This window comes from Streptomyces sp. NPDC001904 (genome assembly GCF_040297005.1).
Taxonomy (GTDB): Bacteria; Actinomycetota; Actinomycetes; order Streptomycetales; family Streptomycetaceae; genus Streptomyces.
In genome coordinates, this window is the sequence record NZ_JBEOYI010000010.1 from 103451 (window position 1) to 119166 (window position 15716).

Consider the following 15716-nt stretch of genomic DNA (forward strand, 5'->3'; position numbering starts at 1 on the left):
TCCAGGGAGACACCAGTCATGACCCCGAAGACAGCCCTCGTGACCGGCGCGGCAGGCGGCATCGGCCGCGCGGTCGTTCACGCCCTCGCCGCAGGCGGCACCAGGGTCGTAGCCGTCGACCTCGACGCCACCCGCCTGCGCAAGGCGACCGCCGACGTGAGCGGGGCGGAAGTGGTGCCACTCGCCGCTGACGTCGTGGACCCCATGGATTCCGAACGTGCGGTGAAGGAGGCTCAGGACGAGGTCGGCCCGCTCGACGCGCTCGTGAATGTCGCCGGTGTCCTGCGCACCGGCCGCGTCGAGGAGTTCCACGACGACGACTGGGCCGCCATGTTCGCGGCCAACGTCGACGGCGTCTTCCGCATGTCCCGCGCTGCTGTGCGCCGCATGGTGCCACGGCGCTCCGGCTCCATCATCACGATCGCCTCCAACGCGGCACGCACCCCGCGCTCCGGCATGGCCGCCTACGCCGCGTCGAAGGCAGCCGCGGAGATGTTCACCAAGTCCCTCGGCCTGGAAGTCGCCGAACACGGCATCCGCTGCAACGTCGTCGCCCCCGGCTCGACGGAGACCAGCATGCTCACCGGCATGTGGCACGACCCTGACGGGCGGCGGCGCACCATCGAGGGCGACGTCGCCACGTACAAGAACGGGATCCCGCTGAGGAAGCTCGCCCGCCCCGAGGACATCGCGGACGCCGTCTGCTTCCTGCTGTCGGACCGTGCCTCCCACATCACCCTGGAAACGCTCACCGTCGACGGCGGAGCGATCCTCGGCGTCTGACCGGCGCCCTGCACAACTCGCCCACCACGGAGAGGGAAAGCCTTGTCAGGCATAGCCACAATCCCCGCTTACCCCCTGCCCACTGCGGCCGACCTGCCCCCGTCGGTCATGTCGTGGAAGCCCGACCCCGACCGCAGCGTCCTTCTCGTCCACGACATGCAGCGCTACTTCCTCGCGCCCTTCGGGGAGGCGCTCCGTCGCGAACTGATCGATCACGTCGCGGCGTTGCGCAACCGGTGCGAACGACGTGGCGTGCCGGTTGTCTACACTGCCCAGCCCGGCGACATGAACCGCACCGAACGCGGGCTCCTCGACGACGTCTGGGGTCCCGGCATGAGCCGGTCTGACGAGGACCGCGCCATCGTGCGGGAACTGGCACCCGGCCGGCACGACACGGTGTTCACCAAGTGGCGCTACAGCGCCTTCTGCCGGACCCCTCTCCTGGACCACCTGCGACGTCAGGGCCGCGATCAGCTCGTGGTGTGCGGCGTCTACGCGAGCGTGGGTGTCCTCATGACCGCGGTCGATGCGTTCTCCCACGACATCGAGACCTTCCTGGCCGCCGACGCCGTCGCCGACTTCGGCCCGGACGACCACGGCGCCACCCTGCGCTACGCCGCCACCCGCTGCGCCCGCGTCATGACCGGCCAGGAGGTCTTCGCATGACCGCCGGCCCCGCAGGGGACACCGACCACGACCCGCTCACCGAGATACTGGCCGATCGAACCGGGGCGTTCGCGCTGCTGCACCGCCCCGAGTCCGCCGGCAGGCACGTCGTCGAGGTGCTCACCGGCACAGCCCGCGCGCACGCCGTGCTCGCTGACCTGCCCGTGCCTCCGGAGGAACCTCCGGAAAGCGGCAGGGCCGAACACGACCTGCTCACCGTGATCCCCTTTCGCCAGGTCGCCGAACGCGGCTTCCCCTGCCACGACGACGGGATGCCACTGCTGTCGTTGGCCGTCGCGAGCCAGCGGACCTATCCGGTGAGCGAGGTGCTGGAGCGGATTCCCGACCTCCCCGTACGGCACGGAGAGGTCCACGCAGTGCCCTGTGACGAGGAGTACGAGGACCTCGTACGCCTCGTGATCGCCGAGGAGATCGGGCGCGGCGCCGGATCCAACTTCGTCATCAAGCGGGACTTCGTGACGCAGCTGGAGGGCCTGCCCGCTCAGGCCGCCCGCACCCTGTTCCGCCGGCTGCTCACCCGCGAGACCGGCGCCTACTGGACGTTCCTCGTCCACACCGGTGACCGCACACTCGTCGGCGCCTGCCCCGAGCGGCACCTGAGTCTGAGTGACGAGACAGCCGTCATGAATCCCGTGAGCGGAACCTACCGCTACCCCGCCACCGGACCATCCGTCGAAGACGCACTGGTCTTCCTCGCCGACCGCAAGGAGGCGGACGAGCTGTACATGGTGGTCGACGAGGAACTGAAGATGATGGCGCGTCTCTGCGAGGGCGGGGGACGCGTCATGGGCCCGTATCTCAAGGAGATGGGCCACCTCGCCCACAGCGAGTACTACATCGAGGGCCGCACCAGGCAGGACCCGCGAACCATGCTGCACGAGACGCTGTTCGCGCCCACCGTCACCGGCAGTCCGCTGGAGAGCGCCTGCCACGTCATAGCGCGACGCGAACCGACCGGTCGCGGCTATTACAGCGGTGTCGTCGCGCTGATCGGACGCGACGGGCGCGGGCGCCGTCGCATGGACTCCTCGATCCTGATCCGCACCGCTGACGTGGACTCCAGCGGCGAGCTGTCGATCGGCGTCGGCGCCACCATCGTCCGTCACTCCGATCCCGCCGCCGAGTGCGCCGAGACGCACGCCAAGGCCGCCGGCCTGCTCCGCGCCCTGGACGAACCCGGTCGGCAACAGCTCTCCGAGGCCCCCGCCGTCCAAGCTGCCCTGGCGGCACGCAACAACGGCCTCTCGTCGTTCTGGATCGGCCGAGACCGGCGAGCCGACCCGCCCCCGGTGACGGCCGGCGGTGCGGCGAGCGTGCTGATGGTGGACGCCGAGGACACCTTCACCGCCATGCTCACTCACCAATTCGCCCACCTCGGGTACGCGGTGACAGTCCGTCGCCACGAGGAGGACCTGCCCGTCGACGAGCACGACCTGGTCGTCATGGGCCCGGGCCCCGGTGACCCCCGTGCCACCGACCACCCGAAGATGCGCAGGCTCAGGGGCACGATCCGTCATCTGCTCGACGAACGGCGCCCCTTCCTCGCGGTGTGTCTCAGCCATCAGATACTCGCCGACGAGCTCGGGCTGCCACTCTTGCGCCGTCGCGTGCCGCACCAGGGCGTGCGGCGCGAGATCGATCTCTTCGGAGAGCGCCGCCGGGTCGGCTTCTACAACACCTTCGAGGCCAGGAAACCCACGGGAAAGCTGTCCCACCGTGGCCACCCCGTTCACGTCAGCGCCGACCCCGAGACCGGTGGAGTCCACGCGCTGCGCGGTGCCGGCTTTGCATCCGTGCAGTTCCACCCGGAGTCGCTGCTCACCGAGGAGGGCCCCGCCGTCCTCGCCGGCCTCGTGGCATCACTGGAGAGGGAGCACGCCGTTGTCTGACCAAAGGCCACTCGCCGTCGCCGTGGTCGGACTGGGGCCGCGAGGCCTCTCTGTACTGGAAAGGCTCTGTGCCAATGCCCGCCATGAGCCTCGTCCGTTGACGGTCCACCTGATCGAACCCCATGAACCGGGAGCGGGCGCCGTCTGGCGCCGCGACCAGTCGAGACACCTGCTGATGAACACCGTCGCCTCGCAGATCACGGCATGGACGGACTGCAGCAGCCGCATCGAGGGACCGGTCGAACCGGGACCGGGCCTCTACGACTGGGCCCGCGCCCTGGCCACCGACGCCCGCGCAGCGGAGCGGAACGAGGCAGACCTGGCCGAGGCCCGGTCCCTCGGCCCCGACACCTATCCGACGCGAGCTCTCTACGGCGCCTACCTCCACTGGTGCTTCCTGCGCGTGGTGGGCTCGGCCCCCGAGCACGTGGCCGTCGTCACCCACCGGGCGCGCGCGGTCGCGTTGGCGGACGTCACCGGTGAGGCCGACGGCAGGCAGGGCCTGCGCATGTGCGACGGCACGCGGCTCGACGCGCTGGACGGGGTGGTTCTCGCCCAAGGCCATCTACCGGTGCGCCCCCTGCGCGCCGAGGCAAGGCTGGCATCTTTGGCACGGATCCACCATCTGACCTACGTTCCGCCCTGCAACCCCGCCGAGGCGCCGGTCGCGGACCTGCCGGCGGGCGAGCCCGTCCTGCTGCGAGGCCTCGGGCTGAACTTCTTCGACTACATGGCGCTCCTCACCGAGGGCCGCGGCGGCCGGTACCACCGCGAGGGCGACCGTCTCTCCTACGAGCCCAGCGGCCGCGAACCCCTCTTGTACGCCTTCTCGCGCCGCGGCGTGCCCCACCACGCCCGGGGTGAGAACCAAAAGGGCGTCGACGGGCGCCACGAGCCCGTGCTCCTGCCGCCCACCGTCCTCGCGGATCTCCAGCGACGCGCTCTCGACGGACGGCCGGTGAGCTTCCTCACCGACCTGTGGCCGCGCATCTCCCGCGAGGTCGAGGCTGTCTACTACCGCACGCTCCTGAACGGGCTTGGCGAGGACCAAGCGGCCCGTGCGCTCTTCGACGAGTACCTGAGCATCAGCCGACTCGGCACGGACGGCGCCCCGTGCTGGGACGAGGCAGAGACAGGCGCCCTGCTGCGGCGCTACGGCGTACCGGACGACCGCCATTGGGACTGGCACCGGCTGGCCCGACCCGCGGGCTCCCACACGTTCGCCGACCGGTCCGCCTTCCGGGACTGGCTCCTCCGCTACCTCGACCACGATGCCCACCAGGCACGCCAGGGCAATGTCACCGGTCCGCTGAAGTCGGCGCTCGACGTGCTGCGGGACCTGCGCAACGAGATTCGGCTTGCCGTGGACCACGGCGCACTCGAGGGCGACTCCTACCGCCGAGACCTCCAAGCCTGGTACACGCCGCTCAACGCCTTCCTGTCCATCGGCCCGCCCGCCGCGCGAGTCGAGGAAATGGCCGCGCTCGTACGAGCCGGCCTCCTCACCGTCACCGGCCCTGCCACCCACATCCGCGTGGACGCCACCGAACCCGGCTTCACGGCACACTCGCAGACGGTGCCAGGCCCCCCGGTACGCGCCCGGGCTCTGATCGAGGCCCGACTGCCCGACCCTGACGTTCGCCGGGCGGACGACCCCCTCATGCGCCACCTTCATGAGACGGGGCAGATCAGGCCCCACGCCATACCCACCGCCTCCGGGGGCCACTACGTCACCGGCGGACTGTCCGTCACACGCCGCCCCTACCGGGTGCTCGACGCCGACGGGCACCCCCACCCGCGCCGGTTCGCCTACGGCATTCCGACGGAGACGGTCCACTGGGTGACGGCGGCCGGCACACGCCCCGGCGTCGACTCCGTGACCCTCGCGGACGCCGACGCGATAGCCCGCGCCCTCCTGAGCCTGCGACCGGCGTCCCTCCCGCACCCCGCCGACCGATCGCAGCGCGACACATCCTCCGAGCACCGAAACGACCTGATGGGAGCGTCTCCTTGAATCCCGTACCCGCCGCGCAACTCGACGCAGGCCTCCTCTCACCGGTGCGAGCTGGCACCCCGGCGGAGACCGCCACCGGCGACGAGGCCTGGCTGCGTGCCATGGTGGAGGCGGAGGCCGCCCTCGCCAGGGCACAGGCGGATCTGGGCGCCCTGCCCCAGAACGCCGCGCTCGCCATCAGCGAGACCGCACGCGATGCCGACCTCGATGTGCGGGCCCTGGCGCTCGCCGCACGGGAAAGCGCCAATCCGGTGGTCGGCATGGTGAAGGAGTTCACCCGGGCCGTCGCCGAACGAGACGCCTGTGCCGCCGAGTTCGTTCATCGCGGCTCCACGAGCCAGGACATCCTCGACACCGCGTCCATGCTGGTGACCCGCCGTGTACTGGTCCTCATCCGCGCGGACCTTCGCCGCTCCGCGGACGCGCTGGCACGACTCGCCCGCACTCACCGCGGCACCGTCATGGCCGGCCGTACTCTCGCCCTCCACGCCGTGCCCACCACCTTCGGGCTGAAGGCTGCTGGATGGCGTGAGGCAGTGCTCGACGCCGACGACCGGCTGGCCGACCTCCTGAAGAACGGCCTGCCCGTCTCCCTCGGAGGCGCAGCCGGTACGCTCGCCGGCTACCTCGCCCACGCTCCGAAGGACGCCGACGTCCACACCTACGCCTCGGATCTGCGGGACGCCTTCGCACGGGAGACCGGCCTCATTCCGGCACGCCTGCCCTGGCACGTCCTGCGCGCGCCGGTGGCAGACATCGCTTCAGCCCTGTGCCTGGTGTCCGGGGCTCTGGGAAAGATGGCGGCCGATGTGCAGTCCTTGACACGCACCGAGGTGGCGGAGGTGAAAGAACCCCACGTCAACGGTCGGGGCAGCTCCTCGGCCATGCCGCAGAAGCGGAACCCGGTCCTCGCCACCCTCATCCGGTCGGCCGCCCTGCAGGTACCCGCGCTCGCCTCCGTCATCAGCCAGTGCATGATGACCGAGGACGAGCGGTCGGCCGGCGCCTGGCACGCCGAGTGGGAGCCGCTGCGGGGCTGCCTGCGCCTCGTCGGCGGTGCAGCTCACACCGCCGCGGAACTCACCGGCGGGCTCATCGTGAGCCCGGAACGCATGGCGGCGAACCTTGAGTTGACCGGCGCCGCCGTGGTGTCCGAGCGTCTGGCCGCTGCGCTCACCCCGTTGCTGGGCCCGGCGGTCGCCCGCGACCTGACCTCGGCGGCGGCCGACCGGTCGGCGAAGGGCGAACCGCTGGATCAGGCACTGGCGGCGGAACTCGCCGCTGCCGTCGGTGCCGGTGCCCCGTCCGAGCGCTGGATCGCGGAGCGGTGCGATCCGGGGGAGTACACCGGCGCGGCGGGCGTACTGGTTGACGAGGCACTGCGACGTGTCGCCCGCGCGTGACGGCGCGCCTCGCCCGACAGATCGGCGGCGGTGGATCAGTGCGGCGCGGACAACGGCAGGTGGCGCAGGGACCGGCGCACGCTTGCCCTCACCGCGGCGACGACGTCGGGAGGCAGACCGGGCCTGACGACGAGGGAGAGCGGGAGGGAGCCAGGCTCGGGCAGCAGTCCCTCGGGCAGGCGCGGCAGGCCGTGGCGACCGTCGTCACTGAGCAGGCACACGAGACCGAGTGACGAACGGGCCGTCTCCAACAGGCCCGTCAGTTCCTTGCCCTCGTACGCCGTGTGCCAGGCGGTGCCGGAGCTCTTCAGAAGGTCGAAGACGTGCGAGCGGAGGTTGCACGGCTCGGTGAACAAGGCCACCGGCAGTGACGGGCCGGAGACCAGGGAACCGTTCCCGTACCAGCTCAGGGCGGCCTCGCCGAGCGGTGTCTCGCGCGCGGTGTCGCGGACCGGGCGGAGCACAAGGGCCGCGTCCACCTCTCCGCGCCGGACTTTGGCGGCCAGCGGCTCGCTGAGAGCCATGGTGAAGCGAACGGAGCTCCCGGGGAGCCGTCGCGCCAGGCCGACGGAGATGTCCGGCAGCGCGGCGGCACACTGTTCGGACATGCCGAAAAGCAGGTCGCCGTCGTGCTTGCCGGAGAGCAGCCTGGCGACCGCGTCGTCGTTGAGCGACAGGATGCGCCTGGCGTAGCCGAGCAGTTCCTCGCCTGTCGCGCTGAGCCGCAGGGGAGCCTTGGTGGACGTGAACAGCCGCGTGCCGATCTGCTCGTTGAGCTGCCGAACCTGCTGGCTGACGGCGGACTGGGTGATGTGCAGCGCCTCCGCGGCCCGCCCGAAACCTCCGTGGTCGACCACCGTGACGAACGTCCGCAGGACTCTGGTCTCCAGATTCCTCTGCACAGTCTCTGTCCCCTCCCGCGGTGGCTGCGTGTAGGTTCAATCTATTCAGTTACCGGAAAGTAAATTCCATGATGTGGCATACGACACGAAGGTGTGGCGCTGATGCTGCGTCTGGCGTCGTGCCGCCGGATCGGGGCACTTTTCCCGACAGGGCAGTGCCCCGCGCCCGCCGCAGGCGGGACCGGCGTCAGGACGCGTCGGCGCCGCCCCGCAGATACGCGCCGAGCCGCTCGATCGCCGAAGGGTTCCTGGGGCTCTCGACGAGATCGGCGTAGTCGAGGGTGAAGATGCGCTTGTGCTTGATCGCGGAGACGTTCCGCAGTGGCGGGTACGACAGCAGGAACTTCTTCTTCTGCGCCGCACTCGTCGACCCGTAGTCGTTGATGACGATGACGTCCGGGTTCCGCTTCACGACCGTCTCCCAGCCGACCGTCGTCCACGAGTCCTTGAGGTCGTGCACGAGGTTGACGCCACCGGCCTCGCTGATGATCTGTTCGGGCGCGCCGAAGCGCCCGGAGGTGAAGGGCTGGTCCTGGCCGCTGTCGTAGAGGAAGACCGACGGGCGCTTCCCTCCCTCGGGAGTCTTCGAGCGAACGTCGGCGACCTTCGCCTCGTACCGCTTGATCAGCGTCCGCGCACGCTTCTCGACGCCGAAGATCCTGCCGAGGTTCTCCAGGTCCGTGTACAGGGCGTCGAGCGGCGGCATGATCCCGCGTGAGGTGCTGGTGCCGGCATTGCGGCAGGACTCGGTGAGCAGGTAGGTGCCGATACCGGCCTTGTGCAGCTGGTCCGGTGTCAGGGTGTTCTCGTTGAAGCCGTAGTTCCAGCCCGCGAAGACGAGGTCGGCGCGCGCGTCGAGCGCCAGCTCCTGGGTGACGCGGTCCTTCGAGAGCCACTTCACCTTGTCGTACGCGTCCTTGTACGGGAGGTCGTCGGTGGATCCCTTGTCCGGGGGCATGACGTATCCCGCCATGTGGTCCTCGAGGCCGAGCGCGAACATGAGCTCGGTGATGCCGACATCGTTGGTCACCACGCGCTCGGGACGCCTGTCGTAGGTGACCTTCTTGCCGCAGTTGGTGATGGTCACCGCTTGCGATGGCGTGGTTCTGTCCTCGCTCGTGACCTGAGCGCCGCAGCCGGTCAGGGTGAGAGCGGCGGCGAGGCCGAGCGAGGCGGTGGGCAGCAGGGTGCGCACAGGGGCCTTCCTAGGGGTGTCGGGGAGCCGGTGTGTCGAAGAGGAACTGGGTGGCGCCGGTTTCGGGATGGCGCACCCGGTGCGCCCGTACGCCGAAGACCTCGGCGAGGAGCGCGGGGGAGAGGACCTGGTCCGGGGGACCCGAGGCGACGACACGGCCGCGGTGCAGGACGTGCAGCAGGTCGCAGTGGGCGGCGGCGAGGTTGAGGTCGTGCAGCGCGGCGAGCACGGTCGGGCCGCTCGCGCGGACCCGGCGCAGCACGTCGAGCTGGTGGGCTATGTCGAGGTGGTTCGTGGGCTCGTCCAGGACGAGGACACGAGGTTCCTGGGTGAGCGCGCGGGCGATGAGCACGCGTTGCTTCTCGCCGCCGGACAGCGACAGGAAGCCGCGCGCGGCGAGGTGTGCCACCCCGGCCTGTTCCAGGGCCCGTTCGCAGATCTCCCGGTCCCGGGCGGCGGTGCGCTCGCGGTGCGGCAGACGGCCCATCGCGACGACTTCGGTGACGGTGAAGTCGAAGTCCGCGGCCGACTCCTGCGGCAGCGCGGCGAGCAGCCGTGCCGCGGCCCGGGGCGCCATGCGGTGCACGTCCTCGCCCTCGACCCTGACGACGCCCGCGTCGGGCCGTCGCGCCCGGTAGACGCACCGCAGCAGCGTCGACTTCCCGCTGCCGTTGGGCCCGACGAGCCCCACGAAGGCACCGGCGGGCGCGTCGAGGGTGACTTCGTCGACGAGCCGCGCGCCCGCCACCTCGACCGACACGCTTTCGACGTCGAGTCGCACGTCTCCTCCCTCACAACGGACTTCGCTACGGATACGCAGTGGACGGCCCCGGGACGCGTCCACTCAGCGTCCGGTCAGCGCGTGGCCGCCGCGCCGCATGAGCAGCAGGAACGCGGGCACGCCGAGGGCGGCCGTGACCACGCCGACGGGCAGTTCGGTCGGCGCGAGCAACACCCGGGACAGCACGTCCGCCCACACCAGCAGGAGCGCCCCGGCCAGCGGCGCAACCGCAAGTACCCGCGCGTGCGAGGCGCCCACGAGCATCCGCACGAGGTGCGGCACCATCAGCCCCACGAAACCGATCGCCCCGCTCACGGCGACGACCGTGCCCGTCACGGCGGCGGTCACGACGAACAGCTCACGCCGCAATCGGTCGGGCGGCACACCGAGCGCCGCTGACGTCTCGTCACCCATCGACAGGGCGTCGAGCGAGCCCGCACGCACCCTGAGCCACAGCCAGCCCGCCGACACGGTCACGGCGGCGAGCGGGACCTTGGGCCAGGTTGCCCCGCCCAGACTGCCGAGCAGCCACATCATGGCGGCCCGGGCCGCCTCACCGCGTTCGGCACCGAAGACCATGACGGTGGTGACCGCCTGGAACCCGTAGGCGAGCGCCGTGCCCGTCAGGACGAGCCGCAGCGGACTGAGCCCGAGCGGAGAGCGCGCCACCACGTAGACGATCAGGGTCGCGGCGAGCGCGGACAGGAAGGCGGAGAAGGACAGCGCCCAGACGCCGAACCCGGCCAGCGCACCGAACAGGATGACCGCGTTGGCGCCGACCGCCGCGCCCGAGGAGATGCCGAGCACGAAGGGATCGGCCAGCGCGTTCCGCACCAGCGCCTGGACCGCGACCCCCACTGCCGCGAGGCCCGCGCCGACCACGGCGGCGAGCACCACCCGCGGGAAGCGGATCTCCCACACGATCGTGTAGGCCCCCGCGTCGTCCGTGCCGAGACTGCCGCCGCTGAGGCCGGCCCACATCAGCCGCAGCACCTGCCCCCACCCCATGCCGGTCGCGCCGAGCCCGATCCCGCACGCGAGCGAGACGACCAGGGCGAGGACGAGCCCGACCACGAGGGGGACGCTGGGTATGCGGCCACGCGAGGCGACCGCGGAAGCGGAGGGAGCGGAAAGGACATCGGTGCGGTGCAAGACGGGCGCACATCCTCCGGGTTGGTGCCACCGGCGGAACGCGCAGGGCACCACGAACCCGCAGGGCTCGGGCGGTCCCTGCTCGCAGTCCACGGCGAGCGGTCGACGGGTCGCACACCTGCCGTGGGTGATCGGACTCGCGTGACCTGGGCAGGGCACGCACACCGTTGCGGGACAGCGCCGGATTCGCACCGGCTTCCCCCACGGGAGGCACGCGCAGGCTAGCAAGCCGGAGCCGGGGGCCGGTCAGGCGGGTGGGCCCGAGCCGTCCGACGCCTTCACGAGGACCTGATCATGCCGCGGGCCGTCGAGAGAGAGGACGACGGCCGAGGAGCCGTCAGGCTCCGACCCACGCGACGGTGGTCAGCGCTCCCAGCGTGGCGCCCGCCACGGTCTGCATCACGGTGTGATAGCCCAGAGCCACTCGCGACCAGCACACCATCGCGGCGACGGAGTATCCCGCCAGCCACCACGGACTGTGCACGACAGCGAGGAGCGCGACGGTGCCCGACGCGACCGCGGAGTCGACGGAGACCTTCCAGACGGTGTTGATGCCCAGCAAGACGACGGTCATCAGCCACAGCGCGACCATCGCTCTGACGACGTCCGACGGGGCATGGCCGACCGTCATCAGGAGCAGACCGATCCCGATCGACAGCAGGATGACGAGAAAGATGGGCGCTCTCTTCGTCCGGTCGACCACGTGACGGTCGCCCCAGGTGCCCCGCTTCCGCTCGAACTCGATGTACGCGGCGGGCACGAGCCCGGCGCAGAGCGCCCCGAGGAGTCCCCACGCGAGACCGGCGGGACCACCCGCCGCGGCGCCGATCCCGAGCATGCCGGCCACGAGAACGTTGCGCGGCTGCAAGGCGTCCGTGACGGCCCGGGCGACGGAGCTCCTGGATGCCGGGTGGGTGGATCGCGCAAGAGGCGGATTCATCTCTGTCCTTCGCTCACCGGGCAGAACGCGAGCCCGTCGACGGGTGCCGGCGCTCCATCGGATCTGTCCATGCCCCCATCTTCGATGACGCGCCGCACGCCCGACGGGGCAGGCGGCACGGGCTGATCATGAGGCTCGACGGGAAGACTCTTTCAAAATCTAGTAAGGAATCTGCAATCCAGTATCTGGATATTGCGCTGTGGCGTTCGAGTCAATACGGTCCCCCTTGCGCCGACACCGCCGCTCCTCTCCCTGCCGGCTCCTGCGCCCTGTCCCTCGCTCCACCGTTCACTGATCCACCGCTCCAACGCTGCGTTGCGTCCGGCCCGCGGTGCCGACGGCCCGATCCGGTTTTCCTGTCCCCAAGGAGCTCACGGTGTTTCAGTCGTTGAGAGGTCTCAGACGGTGGCTCGCCCTGACGGCGAGCGCCTCGACGTTGTTGGCCGCGGGAGCGTTCGCGGTTGCCGCGCCCGCGGTCGCGGCGGCGTCCGCGGCGACCGGCGGAAACGGTGCCAACCTGCCGTACGTCGAAGTGCAGGCGGAGAACTCCGCCACCAACGGCTCGGTGATCGGCCCGAGTTACACCCAGGGTCAGCTCGCCGACGAGGCCTCGTACCGCAAGGCCGTGACCCTCAAGGGCAGCGGCCAGTACGTCACCTTCACCACCCCGGTCGCCACCAACTCGTTCGACTTCCGCTACAGCATCCCGGACACCTCGGGCGGCTCGGTCTACACCGCCCCGCTGTCGCTGTACGTGAACGGCGTCAAGCAGAGCGACTTCAGCCTCACCAACGCCTACAGCTGGTACTACGGCAGCTACCCGTTCACCAACTCGCCGGGCAGCAACCCGCACCACTTCTACGACGAGGCGCACCGCCTCTTCCCGACGACCTACCCGGCCGGCACCACCTTTCAGCTGAAGGTCGACGCGAGCGCCACCGCGTCTTCGTACACGATCGACTTCGCCGACTTCGAGCAGGTCGGCGCGGCTCTCACCCAGCCCTCCGGCTCGGTCTCCGTCGTCGCGCAGGGCGCGGACGCGAGCGGCGTGAAGGACTCGACCGACGCCTTCAACTCCGCCATCCAGGCGGCCGGTTCGGGTGGCACGGTCTGGATACCGCCGGGCACGTTCAAGATCCCGGGCCACATCGCGGTCAACAACGTGACCGTGGCCGGGGCCGGCATGTGGTACTCGACCGTCACCGGCGCGGCCCCCGGGTTCTACGGCAAGTCCGCGCCGTCACCGAGCACCGACGTCCACCTCCAGAACTTCGCGATCTTCGGCGACGTACAGGAACGCGACGACAGCGCCCAGGTCAACGGGATCGGCGGCGCGATGAGCAACTCGTCCGTGTCGAACCTGTGGATCGAGCACGACAAGGTCGGCGCCTGGATGGACGGGCCGATGGACAAGCTGACGTTCAGCGGGCTGCGCATCCGCAACACGACCGCCGACGGCATCAACTTCCACGGCGGTGTCACCAACTCCACGGTCACCAACAGCGACCTCCGCAACACCGGTGACGACGGCATCGCGACCTGGGCCGATTCCGCGCTCGGCGCCGACGCCTACGACACCATCTCCAACAACACCGTCCAGCTGCAGATCCTCGCCAACGCCATCGCCATCTACGGCGGCCACGACAACACCGTCAGCGGCAACCTCGTCAAGGACACCGGGCTCGCGCAGGGCGGCGGTATCCACGTCGGCCAGCGCTTCACCTCCACCCCCGTGGGCACCACGACGATCTCCGACAACACGTTCGTGCGGGCGGGCAGCCTCGACCCGAACTGGCAGTTCGGCGTCGGCGCTCTGTGGTTCGACGGCAGCCAGGGAGCCATCACCGGCCCGATCAACGTGACCAACGCGCTGATCCAGCAGAGCCCGTACGAGGCCGTGCAATGGGTCGAAGGGACCATCAGCGGCGTCAACCTCAAGAACGTCACCATCCAGGGCACCGGCACCTTCGCCCTCCAGGAACAGACCGGCGGCGCGGCCAGCTTCACCAATGTGACCGCTACCGGCGTCGGCGCCTCCAGCCCCGTCTACAGCTGCGAGGGCGACAACTTCAAGGTCACCGACGGCGGCGGCAACTCCGGCATCAGCGGCACCCCGGTGTGCGGCCCCTGGCCGACGCCCGACTACCCGCCCTACCCCGCCGAGGGCGTCAGCGCCTCACCGAGCGCCCTCGACTTCGGTGCCGTGGCCAACGGCGCGACCAGCGCCCCGCAGACGGTGACCGTCTCCAACCCGACCGGCTCGGCCGCCGCCGTCTCGTCCGTCGCGGCGACCGGCGACTTCGCCCAGACCAACACCTGTGGCTCGTCCATCGCCGCGCACGGCTCGTGCACGGTGAGCGTCACCTTCAAGCCGACCGCGACCGGCTCCCGCAGCGGCTCCCTGACCGTGAACGCGGGCGGCGTCACCAACACCGTGGCCCTCTCGGGCACCGGCACCGCGCCGGGCCCGGTCGTCTCGGCCTCGCCGGGCAGCCTCTCGTACCCGGCGACCGCCGTCGGCGCCACGGCGACCGCGCAGACCGTCACCCTCACCAACTCCGGCACCAGCGCGGCCACCGTCTCCTCGGTCGCGGCGAGCGGTGACTTCACGCAGACGAACAACTGCACGTCCATCGCGGTCGGCGGCTCGTGCGCGGTGACCGTCACCTTCAAGCCCACCGCCGGCGGCTCCCGCACCGGCACCCTCACCGTCACCAGCAACGCCAACAACAGCCCCACCAAGGTGTCCCTCAGCGGCACCGGCGTCGACAGCTCCACCAACATCGCGGCCGGCCAGAGCGCGTCCGCCAGCTCCAGCAACAGCCCCTACGTTCCCGGCAACCTGACCGACTCCGACGCCTCCAGCTACTGGGAGAGCAACACCTCCTTCCCGCAGTGGGCGCAGGTCGACCTCGGGAAGTCCTGGAGCGTCGGCAAGGTCGTCCTCAAGCTGCCGCCGTCCGCCGCCTGGGCCACCCGCTCGCAGACCCTGTCGCTCCAGGGCTCGACGGACGGCTCCTCCTTCACCACCCTCAAGGCAGCGGCCGCCTACACCTTCGACCCGTCCTCCGGCAACACCGTCACCCTCACCTTCCCCGCGGCGAACGCCCGCTACGTCCGGGCCAACATCACCGCCAACACCGGCTGGGGCGCGGGCCAGCTCTCCGAGTTCCAGATCTTCCCCAGCGGCGGCACCTCGCCGGCGGCCAGCCTCGACGCCTCACCCACCTCCCTGACCTTCGCGAGCACGGCGCCCGGCAGCACCAGCGCCGCGCAGACCGTGAAGGTCACCAACTCCGGTGACGCGTCCGCGGCGATCTCCTCCGTGGCCGCCACCGGCGACTTCGCCCAGACCAACACCTGCGGATCGGCGCTCGCCGCCGGTGCCTCCTGCAACGTCAGCGTCACCTTCAAACCGACCGCGTCCGGCACCCGCACCGGCACCCTCACCGTCAACAGCAACGCGTCCAACAGCCCGCTGACCGTGGCCCTGTCCGGTACGGGATCGGGCTCGGCCGGCACCAACCTCGCGGCGGGCCGCCCGACCTCCGAGTCGAGCCACGCCGACGTCTACCCGTCGTCCCACGTCACCGACGGCAGCCAGAGCACGTACTGGGAGAGCGCCAACAACGCCTTCCCGCAATGGGTCCAGGTCGACCTGGGTGCGGCCAAGAGCGCGAGCCGCGTCGTCCTCCAGCTCCCCGCGGGCTGGGAGGCCCGCAGCGAGACCCTGTCCCTGGCCGGCAGTTTCGACGGCTCGGCCTTCACCACCGTCAAGTCCTCCGCCGCCTACTCCTTCACCCCGTCCGCCAACAACACCGTCACCCTCACGTTCCCCGCGACCAGCCAGCGCTACTTCCGGCTGAACTTCACGGCGAACACCGGCTGGCCCGCCGGCCAGCTCTCGGAGTTCCAGGTCTGGGACTCCTGACGCGACCACCCCTGGCCCGGCGCCGCTCACGCGCCGGGC

The 15716-nt window shown here is 70.6% G+C and carries 11 protein-coding genes and 1 riboswitch; of the genes, 6 read left to right on the forward strand and 5 right to left on the reverse strand.

The genetic code is table 11. The features are described 5' to 3' along the window. The first annotated feature begins 18 nt into the window (after positions 1-18). From ABT127_RS18545 to ABT127_RS18565, 5 genes are read left to right on the forward strand one after another with little or no spacing between them, the layout of a single operon-like run. Positions 19-783: a 2,3-dihydro-2,3-dihydroxybenzoate dehydrogenase gene (locus ABT127_RS18545; RefSeq protein WP_351450812.1), complete on the forward strand. Its 765-nt coding sequence runs from the start codon at positions 19-21 to the stop codon at positions 781-783. Positions 784-825: 42 nt separating this feature from the next. Further along, on the forward strand, positions 826-1449 hold the full coding sequence (locus ABT127_RS18550; RefSeq protein ID WP_351450815.1) for an isochorismatase family protein: 624 nt from the start codon (positions 826-828) through the stop codon (positions 1447-1449). Then, a complete protein-coding gene (locus tag ABT127_RS18555) occupies positions 1446-3359 on the forward strand; it encodes an anthranilate synthase family protein (protein ID WP_351450818.1) in 1914 nt (637 codons plus the stop codon). The genes ABT127_RS18550 and ABT127_RS18555 overlap by 4 nt, the downstream gene beginning before the upstream one ends. A 22-nt stretch (positions 3360-3381) precedes the next feature. Then, complete coding sequence (locus ABT127_RS18560) at positions 3382-5373, forward strand: FAD/NAD(P)-binding protein (RefSeq protein ID WP_502971738.1); 1992 nt, start codon at positions 3382-3384, stop codon at positions 5371-5373. Next, positions 5370-6776, forward strand: coding sequence for a nitrosuccinate lyase (locus ABT127_RS18565; protein ID WP_502971730.1), 1407 nt, complete (start codon positions 5370-5372; stop codon positions 6774-6776). The genes ABT127_RS18560 and ABT127_RS18565 overlap by 4 nt, the downstream gene beginning before the upstream one ends. A 35-nt stretch (positions 6777-6811) precedes the next feature. On the opposite strand, the gene ABT127_RS18570 is transcribed toward ABT127_RS18565, so the two are convergent. The 5 genes from ABT127_RS18570 to ABT127_RS18590 all read right to left on the reverse strand — a co-directional run bounded on the left by ABT127_RS18570 (position 6812) and on the right by ABT127_RS18590 (position 11746). Beyond that, on the reverse strand, positions 6812-7678 hold the full coding sequence (locus ABT127_RS18570; RefSeq protein WP_351450826.1) for a LysR family transcriptional regulator: 867 nt from the start codon (positions 7676-7678) through the stop codon (positions 6812-6814). Positions 7679-7865: 187 nt separating this feature from the next. Further along, on the reverse strand, positions 7866-8873 hold the full coding sequence (locus tag ABT127_RS18575) for an ABC transporter substrate-binding protein (protein WP_351450829.1): 1008 nt from the start codon (positions 8871-8873) through the stop codon (positions 7866-7868). 10 nt (positions 8874-8883) lie between these two features. Next, complete coding sequence (locus ABT127_RS18580) at positions 8884-9654, reverse strand: ABC transporter ATP-binding protein (RefSeq protein WP_351450832.1); 771 nt, start codon at positions 9652-9654, stop codon at positions 8884-8886. Between the two features lie 63 nt (positions 9655-9717). Continuing rightward, positions 9718-10728 (reverse strand): FecCD family ABC transporter permease, encoded by a 1011-nt coding sequence (locus ABT127_RS18585; RefSeq protein ID WP_502971731.1) that lies wholly within the window; start codon positions 10726-10728, stop codon positions 9718-9720. Between the two features lie 183 nt (positions 10729-10911). Then, a riboswitch (cobalamin riboswitch) is annotated at positions 10912-11030 on the reverse strand. A gap of 113 nt (positions 11031-11143) precedes the next feature. Then, positions 11144-11746 carry a phosphatase PAP2 family protein gene (locus ABT127_RS18590; protein WP_351450835.1) on the reverse strand — a complete coding sequence of 201 codons (603 nt, stop codon included), beginning with the start codon at positions 11744-11746 and terminating at the stop codon, positions 11144-11146. 388 nt (positions 11747-12134) lie between these two features. On the opposite strand from ABT127_RS18590, the gene ABT127_RS18595 reads away from it, so the two are divergent. After that, on the forward strand, positions 12135-15677 hold the full coding sequence (locus tag ABT127_RS18595; protein ID WP_351450838.1) for a choice-of-anchor D domain-containing protein: 3543 nt from the start codon (positions 12135-12137) through the stop codon (positions 15675-15677). Positions 15678-15716 lie beyond the last annotated feature (39 nt).